At 66.1% G+C, this 24050-nt stretch carries 28 protein-coding genes; 12 read left to right on the top strand and 16 right to left on the bottom strand.

Going from position 1 to position 24050, the window contains the following annotated elements; genetic code table 11:
- The first annotated feature begins 62 nt into the window (after positions 1-62).
- From ABLI39_RS08475 to ABLI39_RS08510, 8 genes are all read left to right on the top strand, one after another.
- Entirely contained in the window at positions 63-437 is a 375-nt protein-coding gene (locus tag ABLI39_RS08475; protein WP_349413000.1) for a TadE/TadG family type IV pilus assembly protein, read from the top strand.
- The gene (locus tag ABLI39_RS08480; RefSeq protein ID WP_349413001.1) at positions 425-1462 is read left to right on the top strand and encodes a pilus assembly protein TadG-related protein; all 1038 of its coding nucleotides are present in this window, start codon (positions 425-427) and stop codon (positions 1460-1462) included. Before ABLI39_RS08475 ends, ABLI39_RS08480 begins: the two co-directional genes overlap by 13 nt.
- A gap of 43 nt (positions 1463-1505) precedes the next feature.
- The gene (cpaB, locus tag ABLI39_RS08485; protein ID WP_349413002.1) at positions 1506-2282 is read left to right on the top strand and encodes a Flp pilus assembly protein CpaB; all 777 of its coding nucleotides are present in this window, start codon (positions 1506-1508) and stop codon (positions 2280-2282) included.
- On the top strand, positions 2279-3472 hold the full coding sequence (locus tag ABLI39_RS08490) for a CpaE/TadZ family protein (RefSeq protein ID WP_349413003.1): 1194 nt from the start codon (positions 2279-2281) through the stop codon (positions 3470-3472). Before cpaB ends, ABLI39_RS08490 begins: the two co-directional genes overlap by 4 nt.
- The gene (locus tag ABLI39_RS08495) at positions 3473-5002 is read left to right on the top strand and encodes an ATPase, T2SS/T4P/T4SS family (RefSeq protein ID WP_349413004.1); all 1530 of its coding nucleotides are present in this window, start codon (positions 3473-3475) and stop codon (positions 5000-5002) included.
- Positions 5003-5009: 7 nt separating this feature from the next.
- A complete protein-coding gene (locus tag ABLI39_RS08500) occupies positions 5010-5942 on the top strand; it encodes a type II secretion system F family protein (RefSeq protein ID WP_349413005.1) in 933 nt (310 codons plus the stop codon).
- A 7-nt stretch (positions 5943-5949) separates the two neighbouring features.
- Positions 5950-6831, top strand: a complete 882-nt coding sequence (locus tag ABLI39_RS08505; RefSeq protein ID WP_349413006.1) for a type II secretion system F family protein — start codon at positions 5950-5952, stop codon at positions 6829-6831.
- Positions 6832-6927: 96 nt separating this feature from the next.
- Positions 6928-7386, top strand: a complete 459-nt coding sequence (locus tag ABLI39_RS08510; RefSeq protein WP_349413007.1) for an Hpt domain-containing protein — start codon at positions 6928-6930, stop codon at positions 7384-7386.
- Here the strand turns inward: ABLI39_RS08510 and ABLI39_RS08515 are convergent.
- Positions 7383-8147 carry a response regulator transcription factor gene (locus ABLI39_RS08515; RefSeq protein ID WP_349413008.1) on the bottom strand — a complete coding sequence of 255 codons (765 nt, stop codon included), beginning with the start codon at positions 8145-8147 and terminating at the stop codon, positions 7383-7385. The two genes, ABLI39_RS08510 and ABLI39_RS08515, sit on opposite strands and share 4 nt — an antisense overlap.
- Before the next feature lie 233 nt (positions 8148-8380).
- On the opposite strand from ABLI39_RS08515, the gene ABLI39_RS08520 reads away from it, so the two are divergent.
- Positions 8381-10063, top strand: a complete 1683-nt coding sequence (locus ABLI39_RS08520; protein WP_349413009.1) for a sensor histidine kinase — start codon at positions 8381-8383, stop codon at positions 10061-10063.
- Between the two features lie 118 nt (positions 10064-10181).
- On the opposite strand, the gene ABLI39_RS08525 is transcribed toward ABLI39_RS08520, so the two are convergent.
- From ABLI39_RS08525 to ABLI39_RS08560, 8 genes are all read right to left on the bottom strand, one after another.
- Positions 10182-11072, bottom strand: coding sequence for a tRNA pseudouridine synthase A (locus tag ABLI39_RS08525; protein WP_349413010.1), 891 nt, complete (start codon positions 11070-11072; stop codon positions 10182-10184).
- 32 nt (positions 11073-11104) lie between these two features.
- A complete protein-coding gene (gene rplQ, locus ABLI39_RS08530; RefSeq protein WP_349413011.1) occupies positions 11105-11794 on the bottom strand; it encodes a 50S ribosomal protein L17, sunset domain variant in 690 nt (229 codons plus the stop codon).
- Between the two features lie 75 nt (positions 11795-11869).
- The gene (locus tag ABLI39_RS08535; protein ID WP_024366109.1) at positions 11870-12880 is read right to left on the bottom strand and encodes a DNA-directed RNA polymerase subunit alpha; all 1011 of its coding nucleotides are present in this window, start codon (positions 12878-12880) and stop codon (positions 11870-11872) included.
- Between the two features lie 126 nt (positions 12881-13006).
- The gene (gene rpsK / locus ABLI39_RS08540) at positions 13007-13408 is read right to left on the bottom strand and encodes a 30S ribosomal protein S11 (RefSeq protein WP_018773682.1); all 402 of its coding nucleotides are present in this window, start codon (positions 13406-13408) and stop codon (positions 13007-13009) included.
- A gap of 45 nt (positions 13409-13453) precedes the next feature.
- Positions 13454-13831, bottom strand: coding sequence for a 30S ribosomal protein S13 (rpsM, locus tag ABLI39_RS08545; protein ID WP_011775569.1), 378 nt, complete (start codon positions 13829-13831; stop codon positions 13454-13456).
- A gap of 183 nt (positions 13832-14014) precedes the next feature.
- Positions 14015-14128 (bottom strand): 50S ribosomal protein L36, encoded by a 114-nt coding sequence (gene rpmJ / locus ABLI39_RS08550; RefSeq protein WP_009358722.1) that lies wholly within the window; start codon positions 14126-14128, stop codon positions 14015-14017.
- Positions 14129-14197: 69 nt separating this feature from the next.
- Positions 14198-14419, bottom strand: a complete 222-nt coding sequence (gene infA, locus ABLI39_RS08555; RefSeq protein ID WP_009358723.1) for a translation initiation factor IF-1 — start codon at positions 14417-14419, stop codon at positions 14198-14200.
- 181 nt (positions 14420-14600) lie between these two features.
- The gene (locus tag ABLI39_RS08560; RefSeq protein WP_349413012.1) at positions 14601-15641 is read right to left on the bottom strand and encodes a P1 family peptidase; all 1041 of its coding nucleotides are present in this window, start codon (positions 15639-15641) and stop codon (positions 14601-14603) included.
- Positions 15642-15874: 233 nt separating this feature from the next.
- Between ABLI39_RS08560 and ABLI39_RS08565 the strand changes: the two genes are divergently transcribed.
- From ABLI39_RS08565 to ABLI39_RS08575, 3 genes are all read left to right on the top strand, one after another.
- Positions 15875-16825, top strand: coding sequence for a carbohydrate ABC transporter permease (locus tag ABLI39_RS08565; protein ID WP_349413013.1), 951 nt, complete (start codon positions 15875-15877; stop codon positions 16823-16825).
- Positions 16822-17748: a carbohydrate ABC transporter permease gene (locus ABLI39_RS08570; protein ID WP_497899620.1), complete on the top strand. Its 927-nt coding sequence runs from the start codon at positions 16822-16824 to the stop codon at positions 17746-17748. Before ABLI39_RS08565 ends, ABLI39_RS08570 begins: the two co-directional genes overlap by 4 nt.
- Before the next feature lie 62 nt (positions 17749-17810).
- On the top strand, positions 17811-19157 hold the full coding sequence (locus ABLI39_RS08575; RefSeq protein ID WP_349413014.1) for an ABC transporter substrate-binding protein: 1347 nt from the start codon (positions 17811-17813) through the stop codon (positions 19155-19157).
- 85 nt (positions 19158-19242) lie between these two features.
- Here the strand turns inward: ABLI39_RS08575 and map are convergent, their stop codons facing one another.
- The 7 genes from map to rplR form a co-directional block, all read right to left on the bottom strand.
- Positions 19243-20070, bottom strand: coding sequence for a type I methionyl aminopeptidase (map, locus tag ABLI39_RS08580; protein ID WP_349413015.1), 828 nt, complete (start codon positions 20068-20070; stop codon positions 19243-19245).
- A 112-nt stretch (positions 20071-20182) separates the two neighbouring features.
- Positions 20183-20752, bottom strand: a complete 570-nt coding sequence (locus tag ABLI39_RS08585) for an adenylate kinase (protein ID WP_349413028.1) — start codon at positions 20750-20752, stop codon at positions 20183-20185.
- Between the two features lie 5 nt (positions 20753-20757).
- Positions 20758-22068 (bottom strand): preprotein translocase subunit SecY, encoded by a 1311-nt coding sequence (secY, locus tag ABLI39_RS08590; protein ID WP_349413016.1) that lies wholly within the window; start codon positions 22066-22068, stop codon positions 20758-20760.
- A gap of 185 nt (positions 22069-22253) precedes the next feature.
- A complete protein-coding gene (rplO, locus tag ABLI39_RS08595) occupies positions 22254-22748 on the bottom strand; it encodes a 50S ribosomal protein L15 (RefSeq protein WP_146336869.1) in 495 nt (164 codons plus the stop codon).
- Positions 22749-22955, bottom strand: a complete 207-nt coding sequence (gene rpmD / locus ABLI39_RS08600) for a 50S ribosomal protein L30 (RefSeq protein ID WP_056626615.1) — start codon at positions 22953-22955, stop codon at positions 22749-22751.
- 3 nt (positions 22956-22958) lie between these two features.
- Positions 22959-23639 carry a 30S ribosomal protein S5 gene (gene rpsE, locus ABLI39_RS08605; RefSeq protein ID WP_173403037.1) on the bottom strand — a complete coding sequence of 227 codons (681 nt, stop codon included), beginning with the start codon at positions 23637-23639 and terminating at the stop codon, positions 22959-22961.
- A 26-nt stretch (positions 23640-23665) separates the two neighbouring features.
- A complete protein-coding gene (gene rplR / locus ABLI39_RS08610; protein ID WP_018773674.1) occupies positions 23666-24049 on the bottom strand; it encodes a 50S ribosomal protein L18 in 384 nt (127 codons plus the stop codon).
- Position 24050 lies beyond the last annotated feature (1 nt).

Consider the following 24050-nt stretch of genomic DNA (forward strand, 5'->3'; position numbering starts at 1 on the left):
GGCGGCGATAGCCGCCGCCACACTGGCATCTGCGATTCTCCACCCCAGGAAGGCGGTCCCCCATGTCCAAGACAAGCGAACGGGGCGCCGTTGCGGTGGAGTTCGCCCTGCTGGCGCCGGTGCTGGTCATGATCCTGCTGGGCATCATGGAGTTCGGCCGCGCGTATAACGTGCAGATTTCGCTCTCCAGCGCAGCCCGTGAAGGCGTCCGGGTGATGGCCATCAATAACAACACCACCGCCGCCAAGACGGCAGTGAAAAATGCAGCTGCCGCATTGCAGCCGGCCCTGGCCGACACCAACATCACGATCACTCCCACCCCCTGTACGTCCGGGGCACAGGTCACGGTCAAGATCACCTACACGCTCTCCACTATGACCGGCATTGCCGGGCCGTTCCCGATGGAGGGCAAAGGAGTCATGCTGTGCGGCGGCTAACTGATCCGGTCCCCGGCGCGGACCGCGAGCGCGGCGGGATCGCCATCATGGTCGCGATCCTGATGGTGGTTCTGCTGGGCTTCGGCGCGCTGGCTGTCGACGTAGGCATGCTCTATGCCGAGCGGACGCAGTTGCGCAACGGCGCCGACGCCGCGGCCCTGGCCGTTGCGCAGAAGTGCGCCAAGGACATCAACGACGTCGAGTGCTCCGCCACGTCAACGCTCGCAGGGGCCTTGGCCAACGGCAATGCCGGCGACGGCGCCAGCAACATCCAGGCCCTTCTGCTGGACAAGGCGAACCGCACCGTCACCGTTGCCGCGGCAGCGCAGGAGCCGGGCAAAGAGCCCAATCGGGCGTCCTTGTTTTTCGCCCGGATCTTCGGCTACAACTCCGCGGAAGTCTCTGCCACGTCGAGCGTCACGTGGGGCAGCCCGGTCAAGGGCCCGACGGCGTTTCCGGTCGCCTTTTCGATCTGCCAGGTCCAGGGTCACGTCGACGGCACCCTGCAGCTGCTCCAGAACCACGGCAGCAACGCCAACCCGGACTGCAACTACGGGCCCTCGGGAGCGGCCGTGGAGGGCGGCTTCGGCTGGCTGGTCAGCGATCCGGGCGTGTGCGGCGGGCTGATCGACCTGGCTGTGGCCGAGGGCGGGAGCGACCCGGGAAACAGCTCCCCCGCCATTTGTGCAGCCACGCTGAACAGCTGGGCCGCCGACATTACAGCAGGCAAGGAGGTGGTCGTCCTGCTTCCAGTTTTCAACCGGGTCACCGGTACCGGCAGCAGCGCCGTCTACGGCCTGACGACGTTCGCCGCGTTCAAGGTCAAGGGCTGGAAATTCAGCGGCAACAGTACGCTCCCGGACGCCTTCCAAAATACGACGCCGACAGTCACCGCGGCCGTGGCCTGCGACGGCAACTGCCGCGGCATCATCGGCAGCTTCATCAAATACGTTTCCCTGGCGGACGGCTTCACTCTTGGTCCCGTCGACGCCAACGGAGCCACGATCGTCCGCCTCACCCAGTAGCACCTTGTACCCCGCAATCCCCTAATCGGTTCAGGAGCAGTTTTTGAAGTCACGCTTATTGGCAGGACTGGCCGCCGTTGTGCTGGCCATCGTTGGTGCCATCCTCGTTGTCAGCTACGCCCAGGGCGCCGACAGCCGGGCCGTGAAGGACTTGGAGCCGGTCACCGTGATGGTGGTGCAAAAGGCCATTCCCGCCGGCACCCCGGTCGCCACCCTTGCCGCCTTTGTCACCAGCCAGGAGCTCCCCGGCAAGGCCGTCTCCAAAACGGCTCTGAAGAACCTTGAAGGGCTCGCCGGCAAGGTCACCGCCGTCGACCTGTTGCCCGGCGAGCAGCTCGTCGCCGAGCGGCTGATCGAACCGGCTGCGCTCAAGACCAGCGGTACCGTGGACATTCCCAAGGGCCTGCAGGAGGTCTCCTTCCAGCTCGAACCGCAGCGCGTCGTTGGCGGCCGCATCGCCGCCGGGGACCACGTCGGCGTCTTCATCAACCTGAAGAGCGGCGGAATCGAGGGCAAGAGCGAGAAAGAGACCACCCAGCTGTCGGTCCACAAGGCCCTCGTCACAGCGGTGCAGCGCGCCCCCGTCACCACGCCTACCCCCCAGCCATCACCAAGCGGTCCGGCGGCGCCGACGGCTGACACCTCACTGCCGGTCGGCTCGATGATCGTGACTGTGGCCGTCAACGACGTCGAGGCGACAAAGATTGTCTACGCGTCGAATTTCAGCGAAGGCGCCAGTATCTGGTTGAGCCGCGAACCCCTTGACGCCACGGACAGTGGGCGCCCTGGCATCATGACCAAGCCGGAGGTCTACAAGTGAGCCGATTCGTCCTTATCACTCCGAACGCCGACTTTGACACGCGGGTCCGGCAAGCCGTCGCGGGCGGACTGCCGGGCGGTGTCCAGACCTTCGCCTTCGTCAACCCGGCGGACCCCGGTGAGCTGTTCGCCAACCTCAACCAGGAACGTCCCGAGGTGCTCATCCTTGGCCCGGACGTGCCCATCGAGGATGCCCTGCGGCTCGCCACGGTCTTTGATGTCCAGCTGCCCGAGCTCAGCGTCATCCTGGTCGGTGAACCCGACCCCGATTTCATCCTTCTGGCCATGCGTGCCGGCATCCGCGACATCCTCAGTCCCGGGTCCGATCCGGCGCAAATCCGGGTGCTGCTGGAACGCGCCTGCCAGTCGTTCGCCAGCCGCAACCGCACCACCGCCGTTCAGCAGCCGGACAGCAGGCCCCGCGGGCTGGTGATCGGCGTCTTCTCGCCCAAGGGCGGGGTCGGCAAGACCACCATCGCCACCAACATCGCCATCGGGCTGGGGCGGGTCGCCCCGATGGGCGTCGTCATCGTGGACCTGGACCTGCAGTTCGGCGACGTCGCCTCCGGCCTGTACCTGAACCCGGAGCACACCGTGACCGACGCCGTCTCCGCGTCGGCCAGCCAGGACTCGCTGGTCCTCAAAGCCTTCCTCACGGTCCACCCCAGCAGCATCTACGCCCTCTGCGCACCCCGGACCCCGGTGGAGGCCGACGACATCACGCCCCAGCAGGTCAGCCGGCTGATCGAACAGCTCGCGGAGCAGTTCCAGTACGTCGTGATCGATACCGCCCCCGGCCTGCCCGAGGTAGGCCTGGCCGCGATGGAGCAGTGCACCGACGTCGTCTGGGTCAGCGCCATGGATGTGCCCAGCATCCGCGGGCTCCGTTCCGGCCTGGAAATCCTGCGCCGGCTGGACCTGCTGCCGGAGACCCGCCATGTGGTTTTGAACATGGCCGACTCCAAGTCCGGGCTCAGCGTCCAGGACGTCGAGGCCACCATCGGCGCCCCGGTGGATGTCAGCATTCCGCGCTCAAAGGCCGTGGCGTACTCCACCAACCGCGGGGTCCCGGTCCTCCAGGACGGCCGCAAGGACCCCGCGGTTAAGGGCCTCCGCCAACTGGTGACGCGCTTCGATCCGGCCTGGCGGGCGACCGCCCAGAAGAAGCTGCACCGACGGGTGGTGGTCTAGGTGAAACTCTCCGAGCGCCTCTCCGCGGCGGAAGCCGGCCCCCACACGCACCCGGCACCGTCGTCGTCGTCACCGGTCACACTGTCCGCAGCGCCGTCCGCCGGCCCGCGGGGCGGGGCGGCCCGCCCCGAACCCGAGGGCCCCGAGCCGACCCGCCCTGAGCCCTCGCGCCTCGCCGCTGCCGCCGCGCCGGCGTTCGCGGAACACCCGGACACCGTCCGGGCCAAGGGCCAGCAGCCCGTGGATGCCTTTGCCGCGCTCAAGGAACGCGCCGCCACCGCCTTGTTCGAGCGGATGGGCACACGGTTCAGCGATTCGGCGGTCAGGGAGGACGAGCTGCGCGCCACCGCCCGGGATGAGCTGACCCGCATCATCGACGCCGAGCAGGTGCCGCTCTCCACCGAGGAGCGCACCCGCCTGGTCCGCGACGTCGCCGACGACGTGCTCGGCTACGGCCCGCTCCAGCGGCTGCTCGACGACCCCGCCGTCACCGAGATCATGGTCAACCGGATGGACCAGATCTACGTCGAGCGGAAAGGCCAGCTGACCCTCACCGATTCGCGCTTCAGCTCCGAGGACCACCTGCGCAAGGTGATCGAACGGATCGTCTCGAAGGTGGGCCGCCGGATCGACGAGTCCTCGCCGCTGGTGGACGCCCGGCTCGAGGACGGCTCCCGCGTCAACGCCGTCATCCCCCCGCTGGCGGTCGGCGGTTCGTCGCTGACCATCCGAAAGTTCAGCAAAGTCCCCCTCACGGTCCGCAACCTGATCGACTTCGGCACGCTGACCCCGGAGATGGCGGAGCTGCTGAATGCCTGCGTCCGGGCCAAGCTGAACATCATCGTCTCCGGCGGCACCGGCACCGGCAAGACCACCCTGCTCAATGTCCTCTCCTCCTTCCTGCCGCACGACGAGCGCATCGTCACCATCGAGGACGCGGTGGAACTGCAGATCCAGCAGGAGCACGTGGTGCGCCTGGAAAGCCGGCCGCCCAATACGGAAGGCAAGGGCGAGGTCACCATCCGCGACCTGCTGCGCAACTCGTTGCGTATGCGGCCGGACCGGATCGTCGTCGGCGAGGTCCGCGGCGGCGAGTCCCTGGACATGCTCCAGGCCATGAACACCGGCCACGACGGCTCCCTCTCGACGGTCCACTCCAACTCACCGCGCGACGCCGTCGCCCGCCTCGAGACCCTCGTCCTGATGGCCGGCATGGACCTGCCCCTGCGCGCCATCCGTGAGCAGATCGCCTCCGCCGTGAACCTGATCGTGCAGATCTCCCGCCTGCGGGACGGCACCCGCCGCATCACCCACGTGACCGAGGTGCAGGGCATGGAGGGCGACATCGTCACCCTCCAGGACGCCTTCATCTTCGACTACTCCGCCGGGGTGGACGCGCACGGCCGGTTCCTGGGCAAACCGGTGGCCACCGGAATCCGGCCGCGCTTCATCGACCGGTTCGAGGACATGGGCATCCACGTCTCCCCCGGCGTCTTCGCGGCTCCGCTGGCCCCGGCCGGAAAGGCGTGAACCGGCCATGACACTGACTGCCGGCGTCGTCTTCCTTGTCACTGCCGTCCTCCTGCTGGCCACGGCGGTCCTCTCGCCGGGGACCGCCCGCGTTCCGCTGGACCGACGGCGCCCGGTCCAGGCCGTCACGGATTCCTCGCTCAGCCGCTTCGCCGGTTCCGCCGTCAACCTGGCGGACGGCTTCTTCGCACAGCGGAAGATCCGGCTGTTCAACCGGGAGGCCCTCGAGCAGGCGGGGCTGCGCATGGGCCAGGGCGATTTCTACATCCTCCTGCTGGTCGGCGCCTTCGTGGGTGCACTGGCCGGCTTCGTCGTCGGCGGTCTCCTGCTGGCCATTCTGCTGGTGGCGCTCGCCCCCGTGGCCGGGCACCTGGTTGTCACCTTCCTGGCTGGCAAGCGCCGTGCCAAATTCGATGACCAGCTGGGCGACACCCTGCAACTGCTGTCCGGCGGCCTGCGGGCCGGGCACAGCATCCTGCGCGCGATCGACGCTGCCGGCAGCGAATCGCAGAGCCCCACTGCGGAGGAAATGCGCCGCGTCATCACCGAAACCAGCCTTGGCCGCGATCTGTTGGCCTCGCTGAACGACACAGCTGAGCGGATGCGCAATGAGGACTTTGTCTGGATCGCGCAGGCCATCCAGATCAACCGGGAGGTGGGTGGCAACCTCGCCGAGGTGCTGGACCAGGTCAATGAGACCATCCGTGAGCGCGCCGAGATCAAGGGCCACATCAAGTCCCTCGCAGCCGAAGGTAAGTTCTCCGCCTACATCCTGATGGCCATGCCGATCGGGATTGTGCTCATGCTGATGCTAGTCAACCCCGGCTACATGAACGTCATGTTCACCAACCCGCTGGGCTGGGCCATGATGGCTGCCTCCGTGATCCTGATGACCATTGGTGGTCTGTGGATGCGCAAGATCATCGATTTGAAGTTCTGAGGTTCCGATGAGTCCATTGATCCTTGCCGGCCTCCTGCTAATCTGCGGTCCGCTGGCCTACACCGTGTGGTCGCTGCTGGCCGTGGACCGGAAATCCCAGCGCGCCATCCGGGACATACTCTCGCTGGGCTCCGGGCCGGCCGAATCCGCCGGGCCGCCCAGTGCGGCGCTGCTGGAACGTTTTGGCCACTTCCTGACGCCCACGGCCTACGTCCGCAAACTTGACCGGCTGCTCGCCCTGGCCGGCCGCCCGGCCTCCCTTCCCCTGGGCCGCGTGCTGGCAGCCAAACCGCTGCTTGGGATGGTGGGAGCCCTCTTGGGCCTGTGGCTCGCCAGCACGCCAACGCCGGTCCTCAAGCTGGTCGGGCTCTTTGTAATGCTGCTGGGCTACTTCATCCCGGACCTCCTGCTGTACAGCAAGGGCCAGGAGCGCCAGAAGATCATGCAGCTGGAACTGGCCAACACCCTGGACCAGATGCTGATTTCGGTCGAGGCCGGCCTCGGGTTCGAGGGTGCCATGGCCCGGGCGGGGGAAAACGGGAAGGGCCCGCTCGCGGAGGAACTCGTCCGCACCCTGCAGGACATGCAGGTGGGACGCAGCCGGCGGGAGTCGTACCAGGCCCTCGCGGAGCGGACGAGCATCCCGGAGCTGCGCAGCTTCGTCCAGGCCGTGGTGCAGGCCGACACATACGGCATCGCCATAAGCAGGGTGCTCCGGATCCAGGCAAAGGTGATGCGCGTCAAGCGCCGTCAGCGTGCCGAGGAGAAGGCCATGAAGCTCCCGGTCACGATCCTGTTCCCGTTGCTGTTCTTCATTTTCCCGGTGCTCTTTATCGCCATTCTGGGGCCCGCCGTGATCAACGCCATCGAGACTTTCAGTGGCCACTGAAGCACGCCGCCGGGGCGGGTCAAGGATAGCCGCAGGGTTTCCGCAGGATACCTCGCCGCCTCTGGCACCGGTCTGGACACCTAGTACCGTAGTGCCATGTCTCTTTTAGCTGCCTGCCCCGACGACGGAAAAACGGGGCCCCTGCCCGCCGCCGAAGCTCCCGTCGGCGGAGCCCCTCTGACGGCACCGTGCTCCGGCGCGGCGCCGCTGGTGGACCCGGCAGCTTTGCAGGACCTGGGCGAGCAGCTGAACAGCGCCGCCGTCGCCAGAGGCTTTGCCCGGGACTACGCGCAGATGTGGGACCAGCGCTATGACGCCCTGGCCACGGCCCTGGACCGCCGCGACCAGGCGGCCGCGCTTGACGCCGTGCTGAGCCTCAAGACGTCCTCCTCGATGGTGGGGGGCCTGCGCCTGGCAGAACTCGCGGCCGACCTGGAGGAAGCCATCCGGTCCGGCAGGCTGGCAGAGGCCGCCTCGCGCCTGGATGATGTCGCCGCCCGCGGCAGCGAAACCGTGGATGAGCTGCAGTTCAGCTACATCCTCTGGGAGCGCTAGGCGCGGGCGGGCGCGAGCCGGTAGCCCACGCCGCGCACCGTCTGCAGCCAGCGCGGCTGCAGCGGGTCCTCCCGGAGTTTTCGGCGCAGGTTGCCGATATGCACCTCAACGGCCCGTTCGTCGGACTCGCTGATGTAGGCATCGGCGCGGTAGTACTCCCCGCGCACCACGCGCACCAGCTCGGTCTTGGATTTCACGGCGCCGGCGCCCCGCAGGAGGGCCTGCAGGAGGTCGAACTCGCTGCGGGTGAGGGCGAGCGGCTCCCCGTCGACCGTCACCGAACGCATCTCCGGGTTCAGGGCCAGCCCGTTGTGCCGCAGGACGTTATCCGGAGCCTCGGCGGCCTCGGCCGGCCGTGCGGGCGCCAGGGTCAGCACTCCGTGGCCGTCGTGCCGCGGCCGCCGCATCATCGCGGCCACCCGGGCACGCAATTCACGGGGCCGGAACGGTTTGGTCAGGAAGTCGTCGGCGCCGGTATGGAGCGCCGTCAGCGTGTCGAGCTCATCCGTCCTTGCGGTCAGCATCACGATGTACGCATCGCTGAACTGCCGGATCCGGCGCAGCACCTCGTAGCCGTCGATGTCCGGCAGTCCCACGTCCAGGGTGACAACATTCGCCTCCCGGTGCCGGACTACCTCAACGCCTTCCCGCCCCTCGGCGGCCGAGTGCACCTCAAAACCGGCCTGCCGGAGCACCGCCTCCACGAGGTTGCGCACATCCGCGTCGTCCTCAACAACAACGGCCACCCCAAGGTCAGTCATGCCACCCTCACATCCGATGCCGGTCAGCTCTAAAGCCGCTACAAACCGGGGCCCCATGCCCCGGTTGCCACGCCGAGCCGCAGGGCTACGGCGTACGCATGTCCTGCCACAATACCCACCCCGGGCGCCGATTTGGGGCACCGGCGCAGTAACACGGGCAACATTCATCGGTTTAATGTCAAGTTAGTGTGACAGCAATGTAAACTCCAGTTGCGAGGAAGGGACACTGGTCTTTGAGTGAACGGCGGCTGGTTAGCGGCGTGGGCGTCGACCGCCACTTTGGCGCCTTGCCCCCGCGCGCCCGGGTGGTGGCGAGCCAACTGCCCTTGACCCTGGTGTTTGCCGCCGGTCTCGCGGCGGCGCCGGCCGCCTGGAACCTCCACACCTCCAGTGCCTGGGGCCAGGCCGCCCTGGCCCTGCACGCCGCGCTATTTCTGGCCTGCCTCCTGGTGCCGTGGCAACGGTTCGGGCCGCTCACCTCGCTGGCCATCCCGGTCCTGGACCTGGCCGCAATCGGGCTGAGCCGGGTCGCCGCGGCCGAGGAACTCCCGGGCCTGGGAGTGCTTTCTGTGCTTCCGGTCGTCTGGATCTCCGCTTCCAGGCTCGCCCCGGCGGCAATTGTGGCCCTCAGTTTCCTCGGTCCCCTGCTGGCGGGCCTGCCCTGGTTCATCGCCGGCGGTGCCGACAACGCTCCCGGGCGCATCGCCACGGTGGCGCTCCTGGCCCTGATGACGCTGGCCGTCTCGCTGGCCATGCAGTTCGCCAGGGCGCAGTTGCGCCGCCAGCAGCGCAAGGTCGAGGCCAAGGAGGCGGAACTGGAGGCCCTTTTGACGGAAAGTCGGGAGCGCGAGCGGCTCCTGAACACCATCCTGGACACCGTCGACGTCGGCATCGTGGCGGTCGGGGCGGACGGCCGTCGGTTGCTCACCAACAGCTGGCAGGCCCGGCTGGAGGCGTCCGCGGCGCCGCCGGGGCATGCCGGACCAGCGGATCCGGAATGGGAAGAACACCTCCTGCTGACCGGCCGGGACCAGTCAACACCGCTGCCTCCCGGAAGGCGGCCGCTCCGCCGGGCCCTGGCCGGTGAATCCTTCGCTGACCACCTCGTCTGCTTCGGGGCGGCTCCCGGAAGCCGGGTGGTGTCCACCGGGGCCGGGCCGCTGAAGAACGACGACGGCGACTTCCGCGGCGCCGTCGTCGTCTACAACGAGGTGACCGGGCTGGTGAACGCCCTGGCGGCCAAGGAGGACGTGGTCGCGACTGTCTCGCACGAGTTCCGGACCCCGCTGACGTCGATCATCGGCAATCTGGACCTGGTGCTGGGCGAGGAGCTTCCGCTGCCGGTGCTGCGCCGGATCGAGGTGGCCCAGCGCAACGCCGAGCGGCTGCTGGCGCTGGTCTCGGACCTGCTGATGTCCGCCAGCTCCGCGGTCCAGGTCCACCCGCGGAAGACCGACCTGGCCGGGCTTGTGGAGGCAAGTCTCGGCTCCGCGCAGGCCCACGCCCAGTCCTCGCAGGTCTCACTGGAGATGGACGTTCCGGCGCCGCTATGGGCAAACGTGGACCCGCTTCGCATCGGCCAGGCGCTGGACAACCTGGTCTCGAATGCCATCAAGTATTCCCCCGACGGCGGCGCCGTGACGGTCTCGGCCCGCGCCGACGGCGGCCGGGTGCTGCTGCAGGTGGAAGACAACGGCATCGGCATGACCGCCGCCGACGCCGCCCGGGTCTTCACCCGCTTTTTCCGGAGCCCGGCGGTCCGTGACGGGGCGATCCCCGGGGCCGGACTCGGCTTGTCCATCACCAAAGCGATCGTGGAGGGACACGGCGGGTCCATCTCCTGCAGCACCCTCCCGGGCCGCGGCAGCACCTTTACCGTGGACCTCCCGGCGGATGGCCACCCGGCTGCCTTCTAGCCAGCGTGTCGCGGGTCGGAATTTCCCCAACTTCGACGCCGTCATCCGGCGTGTTGCGCCGACCCGCCGCCCCGGCCAGGTCTAATGCAGGCAAAGGTGGGGGAACTGCGCGGCCGGCCTACTCTCGGCGGGCGCGCGTCAGTTCGGCCCGGGCCAGCAGACCGCTCGGCGAGGGGTAGGCCACTTCTTCCAGCACCAGCGGGTGCGGGGCGGCGAGGACGGACCGGGCGTCCCGTTGCCGGGCGATCAGCCGTTCGTACAGCCAGCCGGGCTGTTCGGCCCCGGACCCCACGTAGAGCGCCGAACCCACCAGGGAGCGGACCATGTTGTGGCAGAAGGCGTCGGCCTGGACGGTGGCGACAATAACCCCGTCGGCGCCGCGGGCGAACTCGAAGCGCTGCAGTTCCCGGATGGTGGTTGAGCCCTCACGGGGCTTGCAGTAGGAGCGGAAGTCCTGCAAGCCCAGCAGCCGGGAGGCGCCCTCGTTGAGCAGCGCGGTGTCGAGGCGTTCCTTGTGCCAGAGCGTCGAGTACCGGCCCAGCGGGTCCCAGCGGGACGGACCGTCGGCGATCCGGTAGCTGTACCGCCGCCAGAGTGCGGAGAACCGGGCGTCGAAGCCGGCCGGTGCCACCGCGGCATGATGCACCTCGATCGCGCCGCTGAGTTCGCCCAGCCCGCGGCTCAGGGCACCGCGGAGCCGGCGCAGCAGGGCGGCCGAGGGGTCCAGTTCGGCGCCGCGGTTGAGCCCGCGCCACTCCGCCTCGCTCAGGTCGAGATGTACGACCTGTCCGCGGGCGTGCACGCCGGCGTCGGTCCGGCCCGCCACTGTGACCCGGACCGGCCGGCGGATCAGCAGGGCCAGGGCTTCCTCCAGGATTCCCTGGACGGTCCGGAGCCCGGGCTGCAGCGCCCAGCCGCTGAACGGTCCGCCGTCGTAGGACAGGTCCAGCCGGATACGCAAAAACCCGCCGCCCCCCATAACGGGGGCAGCGGGTTTGAGCTCGTTCATAGACCCAAGTCTACTGCGGCGCGAAGGCCGAACTACTCAGCTTCAACAGCCTGTGCAGCCTCGCCACCGGCCGGAGCGAAGCCGGCAGCCTCGGCCGACTCTGCGGAGTCGAACCAAACTTCAGCGACCGTCGCGTCGTACCAGCGGGATCCCGGAACGTGGAACTTCATGGAGTCCTCGTTGCCCTTGACCTCGAAGCCCTCGGGGGCGACGTTGTCAGCGGTAGCAGGCTTGGAGCCGGCGTACTTGGCTTCGGCAGCTTCGGTCTCAGCAACCTCAGCCTCGGCGGGGGCTTCCTCGGCGGCCGGAGCAGCCTTGGCTGCAGCCTGGGTAGCTTCGGCCACCACGGCCTGCTTGGCGGAAACCGGCTCAAGAACCAGTTCGATGACAGCCATGGGAGCGTTGTCGCCCTTGCGGTTGCCGATCTTGGTGATGCGGGTGTAGCCGCCGTCGCGGTTCTCCACTGCCTGCGCAATGTCGGTGAACAGCTCGTGGACGACGCCCTTGTTGCTGATCAGGCCGAGCACACGACGGCGGGAAGCCAGGTCGCCGCGCTTGGCGAAGGTCACCAGGCGCTCGGCGTAGGGCTTCAGTCGCTTGGCCTTGGTCACCGTGGTGGTGATCCGCTTGTGCTCGAACAGTGCGGCTGCCAGGTTCGCGAGCATAAGACGCTCGTGAGCCGGGCCGCCTCCGAGGCGCGGACCCTTAGTGGGGGTAGGCATAACTATTTCTCCTCATATGGAAGCCGGCGGGCTGTGCACGCTGCGGTGCGTCCAGCCTGCTGGCCAAGATCTATTTTAGAGCTCGTCGTCGCTGAAAGCGGCGTCGTCCTCTTCGATGGCTGCGGCGCGGGCTGCAAGGTCGAAACCGGGAGGGGAGTCCTTGAGGGACAGACCCAGTTCAACAAGCTTTGCCTTGACCTCGTCGATGGACTTCGCACCGAAGTTACGGATGTCCATCAGGTCAGCCTCGGAGCGGGCAACGAGTTCACCCACGGTGTGGATGCCCTCACGCTTGAGGCAGTTGTAGGAACGGACCGTGAGGTCCAGATCCTCGATCGGCAGGGCCATGTCCGCTGCCAGGGCAGCGTCCGTCGGCGACGGGCCAATCTCGATACCTTCAGCTGCGGTGTTCAGCTCGCGGGCCAGACCGAACAGTTCCACCAGGGTGGTGCCTGCCGAAGCAACCGCATCGCGCGGGGCGATGGCCTGCTTGGTCTCGACGTCGACAATCAGCTTGTCGAAGTCAGTGCGCTGCTCAACACGGGTAGCTTCCACGCGGAAAGTAACCTTCAGCACCGGCGAGTAGATCGAGTCGACCGGGATGCGGCCGATCTCGGAGTCGCCGGACTTGTTCTGAGCTGCCGAAACGTAGCCGCGGCCGCGCTCGATGGTCAGTTCGAGTTCGAACTTGCCCTTCGAGTTCAGCGTGGCGATGTGCAGATCCGGGTTGTGGAATTCGACGCCGGCCGGCGGAGCGATGTCCGCGGCGGTGACGACTCCCGGGCCCTGCTTGCGCAGGTAAGCAACAACCGGCTCGTCGTGCTCGGAGGAGACCGACAGGTTCTTGATGTTCAGGATGATCTCGGTGACATCTTCCTTGACACCCGGAACCGTGGTGAACTCGTGCAGCACGCCATCGATCCGGATGCTCGTGACAGAGGCACCGGGGATGGAGGAGAGCAGGGTACGGCGGAGGGAGTTTCCGAGGGTGTAGCCGAAGCCCGGTTCCAGCGGTTCAATGATGAAACGGGAACGGTTGTCGGAGACGACCTCTTCGGAGAGGGTGGGGCGCTGTGCAATGAGCACTTAGGTTTCCTTTCGGCGAGCATCCGCTATATGACGCAACACAGGTGGTGGAAAGATCGGTCTAATGACTTAACGCGGCTGGGCTTGCCCGGACCGGTGAGGGTCCGGGCAAGCTCCGGCTAAGAATTAGACGCGGCGGCGCTTCGGCGGGCGGCAGCCGTTGTGCGCGCTGGGGGTTACGTCCTGGATGGACCCAACCTCGAGGCCAGCGGCCTGCAGCGAACGGATGGCGGTCTCGCGTCCGGAGCCCGGTCCCTTGACGAAAACGTCAACCTTGCGCATGCCGTGCTCCTGCGCACGCTTTGCGGCGGCTTCGGCGGCCATCTGGGCGGCGAACGGGGTGGACTTGCGGGAGCCCTTGAAGCCAACCTCACCGGACGAAGCCCAGGAGATGACAGCACCGTTCGGGTCCGTGATGGAAACGATGGTGTTGTTAAAGGTGCTCTTGATGTGCGCCTGGCCCAGCGCGATATTCTTCTTGTCCTTCTTACGCGGCTTGCGAACCGCGCCACGAGTCTTCGGGGGCATTATTTCTCCTACAGAAAGTTATTGGGGGAAGGGAGAACGCTATTTCTAGCGTCCGGCCTTCTTCTTGCCGGCGACGGTACGCTTCGGACCCTTGCGGGTACGGGCGTTGGTCTTCGTACGCTGACCGCGCACGGGCAGGCCCTTGCGGTGACGCAGGCCTTCGTAGCTGCCGATCTCAACCTTGCGGCGGATGTCGGCGGCTACCTCGCGGCGAAGGTCACCCTCAACCTTGTAGTTGCCTTCAATGTAGTCACGCAGCTGAACCAGTTCAGCGTCAGTCAGGTCCTTGACCCGGACGTCAGCGCTGATGCCGGTGGCAGCCAGGGTTTCGTGTGCACGGGTCTTGCCCACGCCGTAGATGTAAGTAAGCGCAATTTCCAGCCGCTTTTCGCGGGGAATGTCTACGCCAGCGAGACGAGCCATAGTGGCAGTGCTCCTTGAATAAACCGGAGGTCGTAGGCAGTACACCCGCACAATCCGTACGGCCCCAGCCTCCGACCGGGGGTTAGCTGTCCGGACTCGTTCTAGCTCAGTGTCCCAGATCAGCTTGTGCTGCCTTTTATTTACTTGCGTGGGTTAGCAACCCAGGATTTCCTGTGAAGGAAATTAGCCCTGGCGCTGCTTGTGGCGCGGGTTCTCGCAGATCACCATGACCCGGCCATTACGGCGGATCACTTTGCACTTTTCGCAGATCTGCTTGACGCTCGGCTTGACCTTCATGGCGTTCCTTTGCGTGTTGCAGTTGGTCAGCTGGACCGGCCTTTGGCTGTTGCCCTGGCCGCCCAGTGTTTACTTGTAGCGGTAGACGATACGACCACGTGTGAGGTCGTAAGGGCTCAGCTCCACCACTACCCGGTCCTCAGGGAGAATCCTGATGTAGTGCTGGCGCATCTTTCCAGAGATGTGTGCCAGAACGATGTGCTTGTTGGTGAGCTCAACGCGAAACATCGCGTTAGGCAGCGCCTCAGTCACAACGCCCTCGATCTCAATGACCCCGTCCTTCTTGGCCATACCCTCCGCTAACTGTTGTTGCCGCAGCCCCTCCGGCTTGCACCGGCGACCACTGCGGACGTTTTTAATTGCTTGTTTTGCATGCTTGCCTGCAGCCACCAGGCCACAAAAGGGCACAACAGGGCAGACAACCAACAGTCAACACTACGGCATTGCGGGCCGAATGTTAAATCCAGCCATGCTAGCGCACTCCGTCCCGGTATGCACGAAAACGCCCCGCAGGCGTCTCCACCTCCGCCGCGGCCGCGATCCCGTCCAGGATGGCCAGCCGGACAACGTCGGCCGCCGCGCTCTGCAGCGTAATCAGGCTCACCTGCCGCGCCGCCTCGCTGCTGCGGTCCAGTACGACGGCGCCCGTGGCCAGCGCGAACACCGTGTCGCCGTCGGCCAGCGTATGGCTCGGGTTCAGCGCCCGCGCGAGCCCGGCGTGGGCAGCCGAGGCCGTGCGCTTGCATTCGGACTTGTCCAGGACGGCGTTGGTCGCGACGACGACGAGCGTGGTGTTAAGGGGTGGGGACGGCAAATCCGAAACCCTCTGCGTGCTCGCTCGTTCCTCGCTTAGACGCACGCTGCCGGGTTTCGGATCCGCCGCCCCGTCCGGGTTCGCCCTCTTTGCGGCGTTCGCGGCGGAGGCGTCGAACGGGAGTCCCAGCGCGTTGACTACTGCTATCGCTCCAACCACCACAGGCCCATCCGGGGAGATGTTGTCCAGGGTGAGGGAGGCCGTGCCTACTCCCCCTTTGTACGTGCCTCGGCCGATGGCCGCTCCGGTGCCGGCGCCCGTGTTGCCGCGTTCGACGTCGTGTCCGTCCTGGCGGGCGGCGGCGTCGGCGGTTGCCGCGTAGCCCATTGCCGCGTCCGGGCGGGCGGCGAAGTCTCCGCCGCGGCCCAGGTCGAATATGGCCGCGGCGGGAACGATCGGCACCACCCCGCCGGGCACGGCGAAGCCTCTGCCCTGCTCCTCACACCAGCGCTGGGCGCCGTGGGCGGCCGCCAGCCCGAAGGCACTGCCGCCGGTGAGGACCACGGCGTCGACGTTGGCGCTGAGTGTGGTGGGGTCCAGCGCGTCGGTCTCGTGCGTACCCGGGCCGCCGCCCCGGACGTCGACCGAGCCAACCGTGCCCGGCGGCGGCAGCACCACGGTCACACCGCTCAGCCAGCCCTCCCCGGTCCGGGACGCGTGGCCCACGCGGATGCCGGAAACGTCCGTGATCGCAGTCATGGCTTCATTGTGCGCCCCCACTGCCCGAAAACCGTCCACCGCGACCTCCCCGCGCGCAAACGAACGTTATGGAATACTGCAACCAACATGAGGTAAACGGGCAAGGAAGCCTGGCAGAACAAAGCTCTGAGAGGGCCTTGTGCGGGAATCCGCCCACAAACCATGTGGTGAAGTTAAGTTGATCCCCCGCCCAACCGCCTGCCACCGGCAGGCCCGGATCTGTTAGAGACCCCATGACAAGACAACTGACTGACAGGCCTGCGGCTACCGCCGCAAACGTCACGCCGGAGCAGCGCAGGGGACGCTGGTCCGCCCGGACCCGCAGGGACTTCATCGTCTTCCTCGCGCTGGCCCTGCCTAACCTGGCACTGATAGCGGTGTTCACCTACCTCCCGCTGATCAACAACATCTACTACTCGACGCTGGACTGGACCCTGGGCTCCGCCTCCGCCACAGTCGTCGGCTTCGACAACTACATCACCTTCTTCACCAGCACCGACGCACCCAAGGTGCTGGGGACCACGGCCATCTTCACGCTCATCACGGTCGGCGGCTCCATGGTCCTCGGGTTGCTGGTGGCGCTGGCCCTGAACTCCAAGGTCCGCGGCACCACCTTCGCCCGGTCCGCCGTGTTTGCCCCCTACGTACTCAGCGGGGTCGGCGTCGGGCTGGTCTGGCTGTTCATCTTCGACCCCGGCTACGGTGTTCTGTCCTGGCTCCTGCGCGGGATCGGGCAGCAGAGCCCGCAGTGGATCAACGACCCGCAGCTCTCCCTGGTCATGGTGATCATCGTGTACGTCTGGAAGAACCTCGGCTACTGCGCCGTCGTCTACCTCGCAGGCCTCCAGTCGCTGCCCCAGGACGTGATGGAGGCGGCCTCGCTCGACGGCGCCAACGGGTTCCGCCGCTTCACCAGCATGGCGATACCGCTGCTCTCCCCCACCACGTTCTTCCTGCTGATCACCACCATGCTCAGCTCGCTGCAGGCCTTCGACCTGATCCGCATCATGACCCCGCTGGGCAACGGAACGTCCACCCTGATCTACGAGGCCTATCTGCAGGCCTTCGGGGCCTTCAACCGGGCGGGCTACTCGGCGTCCATCTCCGTGGTCCTGTTCGCGATCCTGCTCGTCATCACCGTGCTGCAGGTGCGGTTCGTAGAACGGAAGGTGCACTACTCGTGAGCACACTCTCCCCCGTCAGCCCCGATCCCGCGGCCAACGCCGGGCCCGTTTCCGGCCCCGAGGCTCCGCCGCGGCGCGACCGCCCGTTCTCGCGCGCCAATCTGGTCCAAACCATTGCCGGCGGCTACGTCCCGCTGATCCTGGCGACCCTCGTCGTCGTCCTGCCGCTCCTCTGGATGGTGCTGAGCTCCTTCAAGCAGCCCGGCGAGATCATCACGATGGACCTGAAGCTCCTGCCGGAGAGCGTGAACCTGGATAACTACCATGTCGCGATGACGACCGTGCCGTTCGCGCAGTTCTTCATCAACAGCCTGATTGTCACCACGGTGGGATCCACCGTAAAGGTGATCCTGGCCATCCTCACGGCATACGCCCTGGTCTTCGTCCGCTTCCCCTTCAAGAACGCCATCTTCATCATCATCCTGGTCGCCCTCATGGTGCCGCCGCAGGTCTCCATCCTGCCTAACTACATCCTGATCGCCGGCATGGGCGGAAAGAACACCCTCTGGGGCATCATCCTGCCCGGGCTCGGGACCGCCTTCGGCACCTTCCTGCTCCGCCAGCACTTTCTGACGCTGCCGGGCTCCATCCTGGAAGCCGCAGAGATCGACGGTGCCGGCCACTGGCGCCGGCTCTGGCAGGTGGTGGTCCCGGTTTCCGGCCCCTCCATCGCCACCGTTGCCTTGGTCACCGTCGTGAGCGAATGGAACGACTACATCTGGCCGCTCATCATCACCGACCGGCCGGAGACCATGACCCTGCCGGTGGGCCTGACCCTGCTGCAGAACTCGGAGGGCAACGGTTCCGGCTGGGGCATTCTGATGGCAGGCGCCGTGCTCGTGATCGTGCCGATCCTGCTGGTCTTCGCGGCCCTGCAGCGCTACATCGTGGCCGGCCTCACCCAGGGCAGCGTCACCGGATGACCCGAAATTCCCCAATCACCCCTAAACATCACAACGAGTCAGCACCCTTGAGAGGATCCACCATGGCACTATCCCTTGACCGCCGAAACTTCCTTGGCCTGGCCGGCGCCGGAGCCGGGGCCGCGGCCCTGGCAGCCTGCGGCGGCCCGACCACCGGAGGCAGCACCGCGACCTCCGCCGCGGCCGACATCGACTTCAGCGGCGTGAAGCCCGCCTCGTCCATCGACTTCTGGACCAACCACCCGGGCAAATCCCAGGATGTGGAAAAGGCCATCATCGAGAAGTTCCAGGCGAAGTTCCCGGAGATCAAGGTCAACCTGATCACCGCCGGCGCCAACTACGAGGAAATCGCGCAGAAGTTCCAGACCTCCCAGGCCGCGAAGTCGGCCCTGCCGGGCCTCGTGGTGCTCTCCGACGTCTGGTGGTTCCGGTACTACACCAACGGCAACATCATCCCCCTGGACGGCCTGATCAAGCAGCTGGACATCAAGGTGGACGACTTCCAGAAGTCCCTCGTTGCCGACTACAAGTACGCCGACAAGCAGTGGGCCCTCCCCTACGGCCGCTCCACGCCGCTGTTCTACTACAACAAGGACCACTTTAAGGCCGCCGGGCTGCCGGACCGGGCCCCGAAGACCTGGCAGGAGTTCGCCGAATGGGCTCCCAAGCTCATGGCCAGCTCCGGCGCCCAGTACGCCTACATCTACCCGGCGCTGGCGGGCTACGCCGGCTGGACGCTGCAGAACAACCTGTGGGGCTGGGGCGGCAGCTGGTCCAACGAGTGGACCATCAACTGTGACTCCACCGAGTCGGTGGCGGCCCTCCAGTGGGCGCAGGACTCGATCTACAAGGACAAGTGGGCCGGTGTTTCCTCCAAGGAGGCCGCCGACGACTTCGCGGCCGGCATCACCTCCGCCACGATCTCCTCCACGGGCTCCCTGCTCGGTGTCCTGAAGTCCGCCAAATTCAACGTCGGCGTCGGCTTCCTGCCCGGTGGCCCGAAGAACGAAAGCGGTGTCTGCCCCACCGGCGGCGCCGGCCTCGGCATTCCCAGCGGCGTCAGCAAGGAAGTCCAGCTCGCCGCAGCGACCTTCCTGAAGTTCATGACGGAGCCGGAGAACACGGCGGCGTTCTCCGCCGCCACTGGCTACATGCCCACCCGCACCTCCGCGGACATGACGGCGGTCCTGGCCAAGACCCCGCAGATCAAGACGGCGATGGATCAGCTCTCGGCGACCCGGGTGCAGGACAACGCACGTGTGTTCCTGCCCGGCGCGGACCAGGAGATGGCCAAGGCAGCTGCGAAGATCCTCACCCAGCAGGGCGATGTCAAGGCCACCATGACCGAACTCAAGACCACCCTGGATGGCATCTACACCAAGGACGTAAAGCCGAAGCTCAAGAGCTAGGCCTTAAACGAACGTAGCTCGCATTTGTTGTCGTTTCGAACGCTCGGAACGACAACAAATGCGAGCTACTTGGCTTTAAGGGGCTTTAAGGGATCGGGACGGGCACGACGCCGAGGGGCGCCAGCTTCGCGGCTCCCCCGTCCGGCGCGGAAAGCACCCAGATGCCCTTCTCGTGGACAGCCACGGAGTGCTCCCACTGGCAGGACCGTTTGCCGTCGGTGGTGACGACCGTCCAGTCGTCCTCGAGGACGGCTGTGTCGATGCTGCCGCGGACCAGCATGGGTTCAATGGCCAGGCACAGCCCGGGACGGATCTTGGCCCCACGGTGGCCCGTACGGTAGTTCAGCACGTCCGGGGCCATATGCATCTCCGAGCCGATCCCGTGGCCCACGTAGTCCTCCAGGATGCCCAGCGGCTTACCGGGCACGGAGGAGACGTAGTCGTCCACGGCGTTGCCGATGTCGCCGATGAACTTTCCGGTGGCAAGCGCCGCGATGCCATGCCACATGGCCGCCTCCGTGACGTCGGAAAGCCGCTGGTCCTCCGGGTCAGCCGTGCCGACGATCACGGTCCGGGCCGAGTCCGAGTGCCAGCCGTCCACGATCGCGCCGCCGTCGATCGAGATGATGTCGCCGTCCTGAAGTACGCGGTCGCCCGGGATACCGTGCACCACTTCCTCGTTGACGGAGGTGCAGATGGTGGCCGGGAAGCCGTGGTAGCCGAGGAAGTTGGACTTCGCCCCGGCCTCCTGCAGCACGGCCGCGAACACGGCGTCGAGGTCGCGCGTGGTGACGCCGGGAACAGCCGCGGCGACGGCGGCGTCGAGGGCGCGGCTGAGGACCAGACCCGCCTCCTGCATGGTCCGCATCTGGGCGTTGGTCTTGTATTCAATGCGGGTCTGGCCGAATGCCATCCTCAGCGTCCTTTCGGTGGTTCCGGCGCTCCCCGGGGAAGGGCTGCGCGGAGAAATGCCTGAGGCTCCTCCCGGCACTGCGGGAGGAGCCTCAATGGTTTGCGGGTCCGAATCAGGCGGACTGCGCCGCCTTGATGGCCTCCATGACGCGGTCAGTGACCTCGTCGATGCCGCCGATGCCATCGACCTGGGTGAGGATGCCGCGCTCGGCGTACTTGGCGACCACGGCCTCCGTCTGGCCGTGGTAGAGGTCCAGCCGGTGGCGGATGACGGCTTCGTTGTCATCGCTGCGGCCGGTGTCCTTGGCGCGGCCCAGCAGGCGCTTGACGAGTTCCTCGTCGTCGGCCGTGAGCTGCAGGACGACGTCGAGCTTCTGCTCGCCGTCGGCGAGGATCGCGTCGAGGTAGTCCACCTGGGCGGTGGTCCGCGGGTAGCCGTCGAGCAGGAAGCCCGCTTCGACGTCGTCCTCGGTAAGCCGGTCGCGGACCATCTTGTTGGTGACGCTGTCCGGAACGAAGTCCCCCGCGTCCATGTACTTCTTGGCTTCGATGCCGAGCGGCGTCTCACCCTTGACGTTGGCACGGAAAATGTCGCCGGTGGAGATCGCCACAACGCCGAGGCGCTCCGAAATGCGTTCCGCCTGCGTCCCCTTGCCGGAACCGGGAGGTCCGATAATCAACATTCTCGTCATCGCAAAAGCCCTTCGTAGTGACGCTGCTGTAGCTGCGCATCAATCTGCTTGACGGTCTCCAAACCAACGCCCACCATGATCAGGATCGAGGTGCCGCCGAACGGGAAGTTCTGGTTGGCATTGATCAAGACCAAGGCAATCAGCGGGATCAGGGCCACGAGGCCCAGGTAGATCGCGCCTGGCAGGGTGATCCTGGAAAGCACATACTGCAGGTAATCCGCGGTCGGCTTGCCGGCACGGATACCCGGAATGAAGCCGCCGTACTTCTTCATGTTGTCAGAAACTTCCTCAGGGTTGAAAGTGATCGCAACATAGAAGTAAGTGAAGAACACAATCATGGCGAAGTAGAGGGCCATGTAGATGGGGTGGTCACCGCGGGTGAGGTTGTTGTTGATCCACTCAACCCACGGCGCCACGGGCTCCCCCGGCGCGGGCCGGTTGAACTGCGAGATCAGGCCCGGCAGGTACAGCATCGAGGACGCAAAGATGACGGGCACGACGCCGGCCATGTTCACCTTGATGGGGATGTAGGTGCTGGTGCCGCCCACGGTGCGGCGGCCGATCATGCGCTTGGCGTACTGCACCGGGATACGGCGCTGGGACTGCTCCACGAAGACCACCAGCGCCACGGTCAGCAGGCCGATGACGAGAACCATAAAGAAGGTGCCCGGGCCCTGCGCCTTCCAGATGGCGCCGAGGGACGTCGGGAAGCCTGCGGCGATCGAGGTGAAGATCAGCAGGGACATGCCGTTGCCGACGCCCTTCTCGGTCACGAGCTCGCCCATCCACATGATGAGGCCGGTGCCGGCCGTCAGCGTGATGATGATCAGGATGGTGGTGATGATGCTGGCGTCCGGGATGATGGGCAGCTGGCAGTTGGGCAGCAGCTGGCCGGAACGGGCCAGGGACACCAGCGTGGTGGCGTTCAGCAGGCCCAGGGCGATCGTCAGGTAGCGGGTGTACTGGGTCAGCTTGGACTGGCCCGAGGCGCCCTCTTCGTAGAGCTGCTGGAACCGGGGAATGACCACGCGGAGCAGCTGGACGATGATGCTGGCCGTGATGTACGGCATGATCCCGAGCGCGAAAATCGAGACCTGCAGCAATGCACCGCCGCTGAACAGGTTGACGAGCTGGTAGATCCCGCCCGAGGTCTGACCGTTCTGCAAGCATTGCTGGACATTCTGGTAGTTCACACCAGGCGAGGGGATGAAGGCACCCAAGCGGAAGATTGTGATGATTCCCAGCGTGAACAACAACTTGCGTCGCAGATCAGGCGTGCGAAAGGCCCGGCCAAATGCGCTAAGCAAGCGTCCTCCTGAGTATTAAGTAAAGTCGTGTGAGATAGGTCAAATAAACCCAACAACCGAGTCTAACGGGTGGATGCGTCCCGCGGACAATCGGCGGGGCCCGGAAAATGAAAAAACTCCCGGTACCAAGGGCGTGAGCCCCGGTACCGGGAGTTTGAACAACGGGCTGGAGCCCCGCCGCCTCCTTAGAGGGCGGTGGTGCTGCCGCCTGCTGCTTCAATCTTTTCTGCGGCGCTGGCCGAGAATGCGTGGGCGGTGACATTCACCTTGACGGTGATGTCGCCGGTGCCCAGCACCTTGACGGGCTGGTTCTTGCGAACGGCACCCTTTGCGACCAGGTTCTCCACGGTGACGTCGCCGCCTTCCGGGAACAGCTCGTTGAGCTTGTCCAGGTTAACAACCTGGAACTCAACCCGGAACGGGTTCTTGAAGCCGCGCAGCTTCGGCAGGCGCATGTGCAGCGGCAGCTGGCCGCCGGCAAAGCCAGCCTTGATCTGGTAACGGGCCTTCGTACCCTTGGTACCGCGACCAGCGGTCTTACCCTTGGAGCCTTCACCACGACCAACGCGGGTCTTGGCGGTCTTGGCACCCGGGGCGGGACGCAGGTGGTGAACCTTCAGTGCGTTCTGCTTCTCAGCAGCGGCGCCCTGTGCCTTCTCGGCGGTGTTCTTCTCTGCCATTTACTTCGCCTCCTCTACCTTTACCAGGTGCGGAACCGTGTTGAGCATTCCGACGGTCACGGCGTCGGCGGTGCGGACAACGGTGTGTCCGATCCGCTTCAGGCCGAGGGACCGCAGGGTGTCGCGCTGGTTCTGCTTGCCGCCAATGGCGGACTTGATCTGAGTGATCTCCAACTGAGCGTCGGAGGGGATCAGGTTCTTAGCCATGACTCAGACACCTGCCTTCTGGTTCAGGAGCGCCTTCACCATTGCCGGCGGAGCGATCTCGTCGAGGGGCAGGCCGCGGCGTGCTGCCACTGCTGCCGGCTCTTCGAGGCGCTTCAGCGCATCAACGGTCGCGTGAACGATGTTGATGGCGTTCGAGGAACCGAGCGACTTGGAGAGGATGTCGTGGATGCCCACGCACTCCAGTACTGCACGGACCGGACCACCGGCGATAACACCGGTACCGGCGGAAGCCGGACGCAGCATTACGACGCCTGCGGCGGCCTCACCCTGAACGCGGTGCGGGATGGTGCTGCCGATGCGGGGAACGCGGAAGAAGGACTTCTTGGCCTCTTCAACGCCCTTCGCGATGGCGGCGGGAACTTCCTTAGCCTTGCCGTAGCCGACGCCGACCATACCGTTGCCGTCACCGACGACGACGAGGGCGGTGAAGCTGAAGCGACGACCACCCTTGACGACCTTGGAAACACGGTTGATGGTTACGACGCGCTCTACGAACTGGCTCTTCTCGGCTTCGCGGCCGCCGTCGCGGCCACCACGGCCACCACGGTCGCCACGGCCCTGGCCGCGGTCGCCACGCTCGCCACGACGCGCGCCACCACGGCGGTCGTCAGTGGTAGCAGGCGCAGCGGTCTCAGTTGCCGGAGCAGCTACAGCTTCAGTCACCTGAATGTCCTTTTCGTTATTTTCGGTCACAGTGCCAGCCCACCTTCACGTGCGCCGTCAGCGACGGCGGCGATCCGGCCGTGGTACTTGTTACCACCGCGGTCGAAGACAACAGCTTCGATACCGGCAGCCTTGGCACGCTCGGCGACGAGCTCGCCAACGCGCTTGGCCTTGGCGGTCTTGTCACCGTCGAATGCACGAAGGTCGGCTTCCAGCGTGGAGGCGCTCGCTACGGTCAGGCCCTTGGTGTCATCGACAACCTGGACGAATACGTGGCGGGCGGAACGGTTGACGACCAGGCGAGGACGTACAGCCGTACCGGAGATGCGCTTGCGGATACGAAGCTGGCGGCGGCTGCGCTGGGCAGACTTGCTCTTGTTCGTACGCTTCTTGTTAATTGCGATGGCCATG

It is taken from the genome of Pseudarthrobacter sp. B907, assembly GCF_040137805.1.
GTDB lineage: Bacteria > Actinomycetota > Actinomycetes > Actinomycetales > Micrococcaceae > Arthrobacter.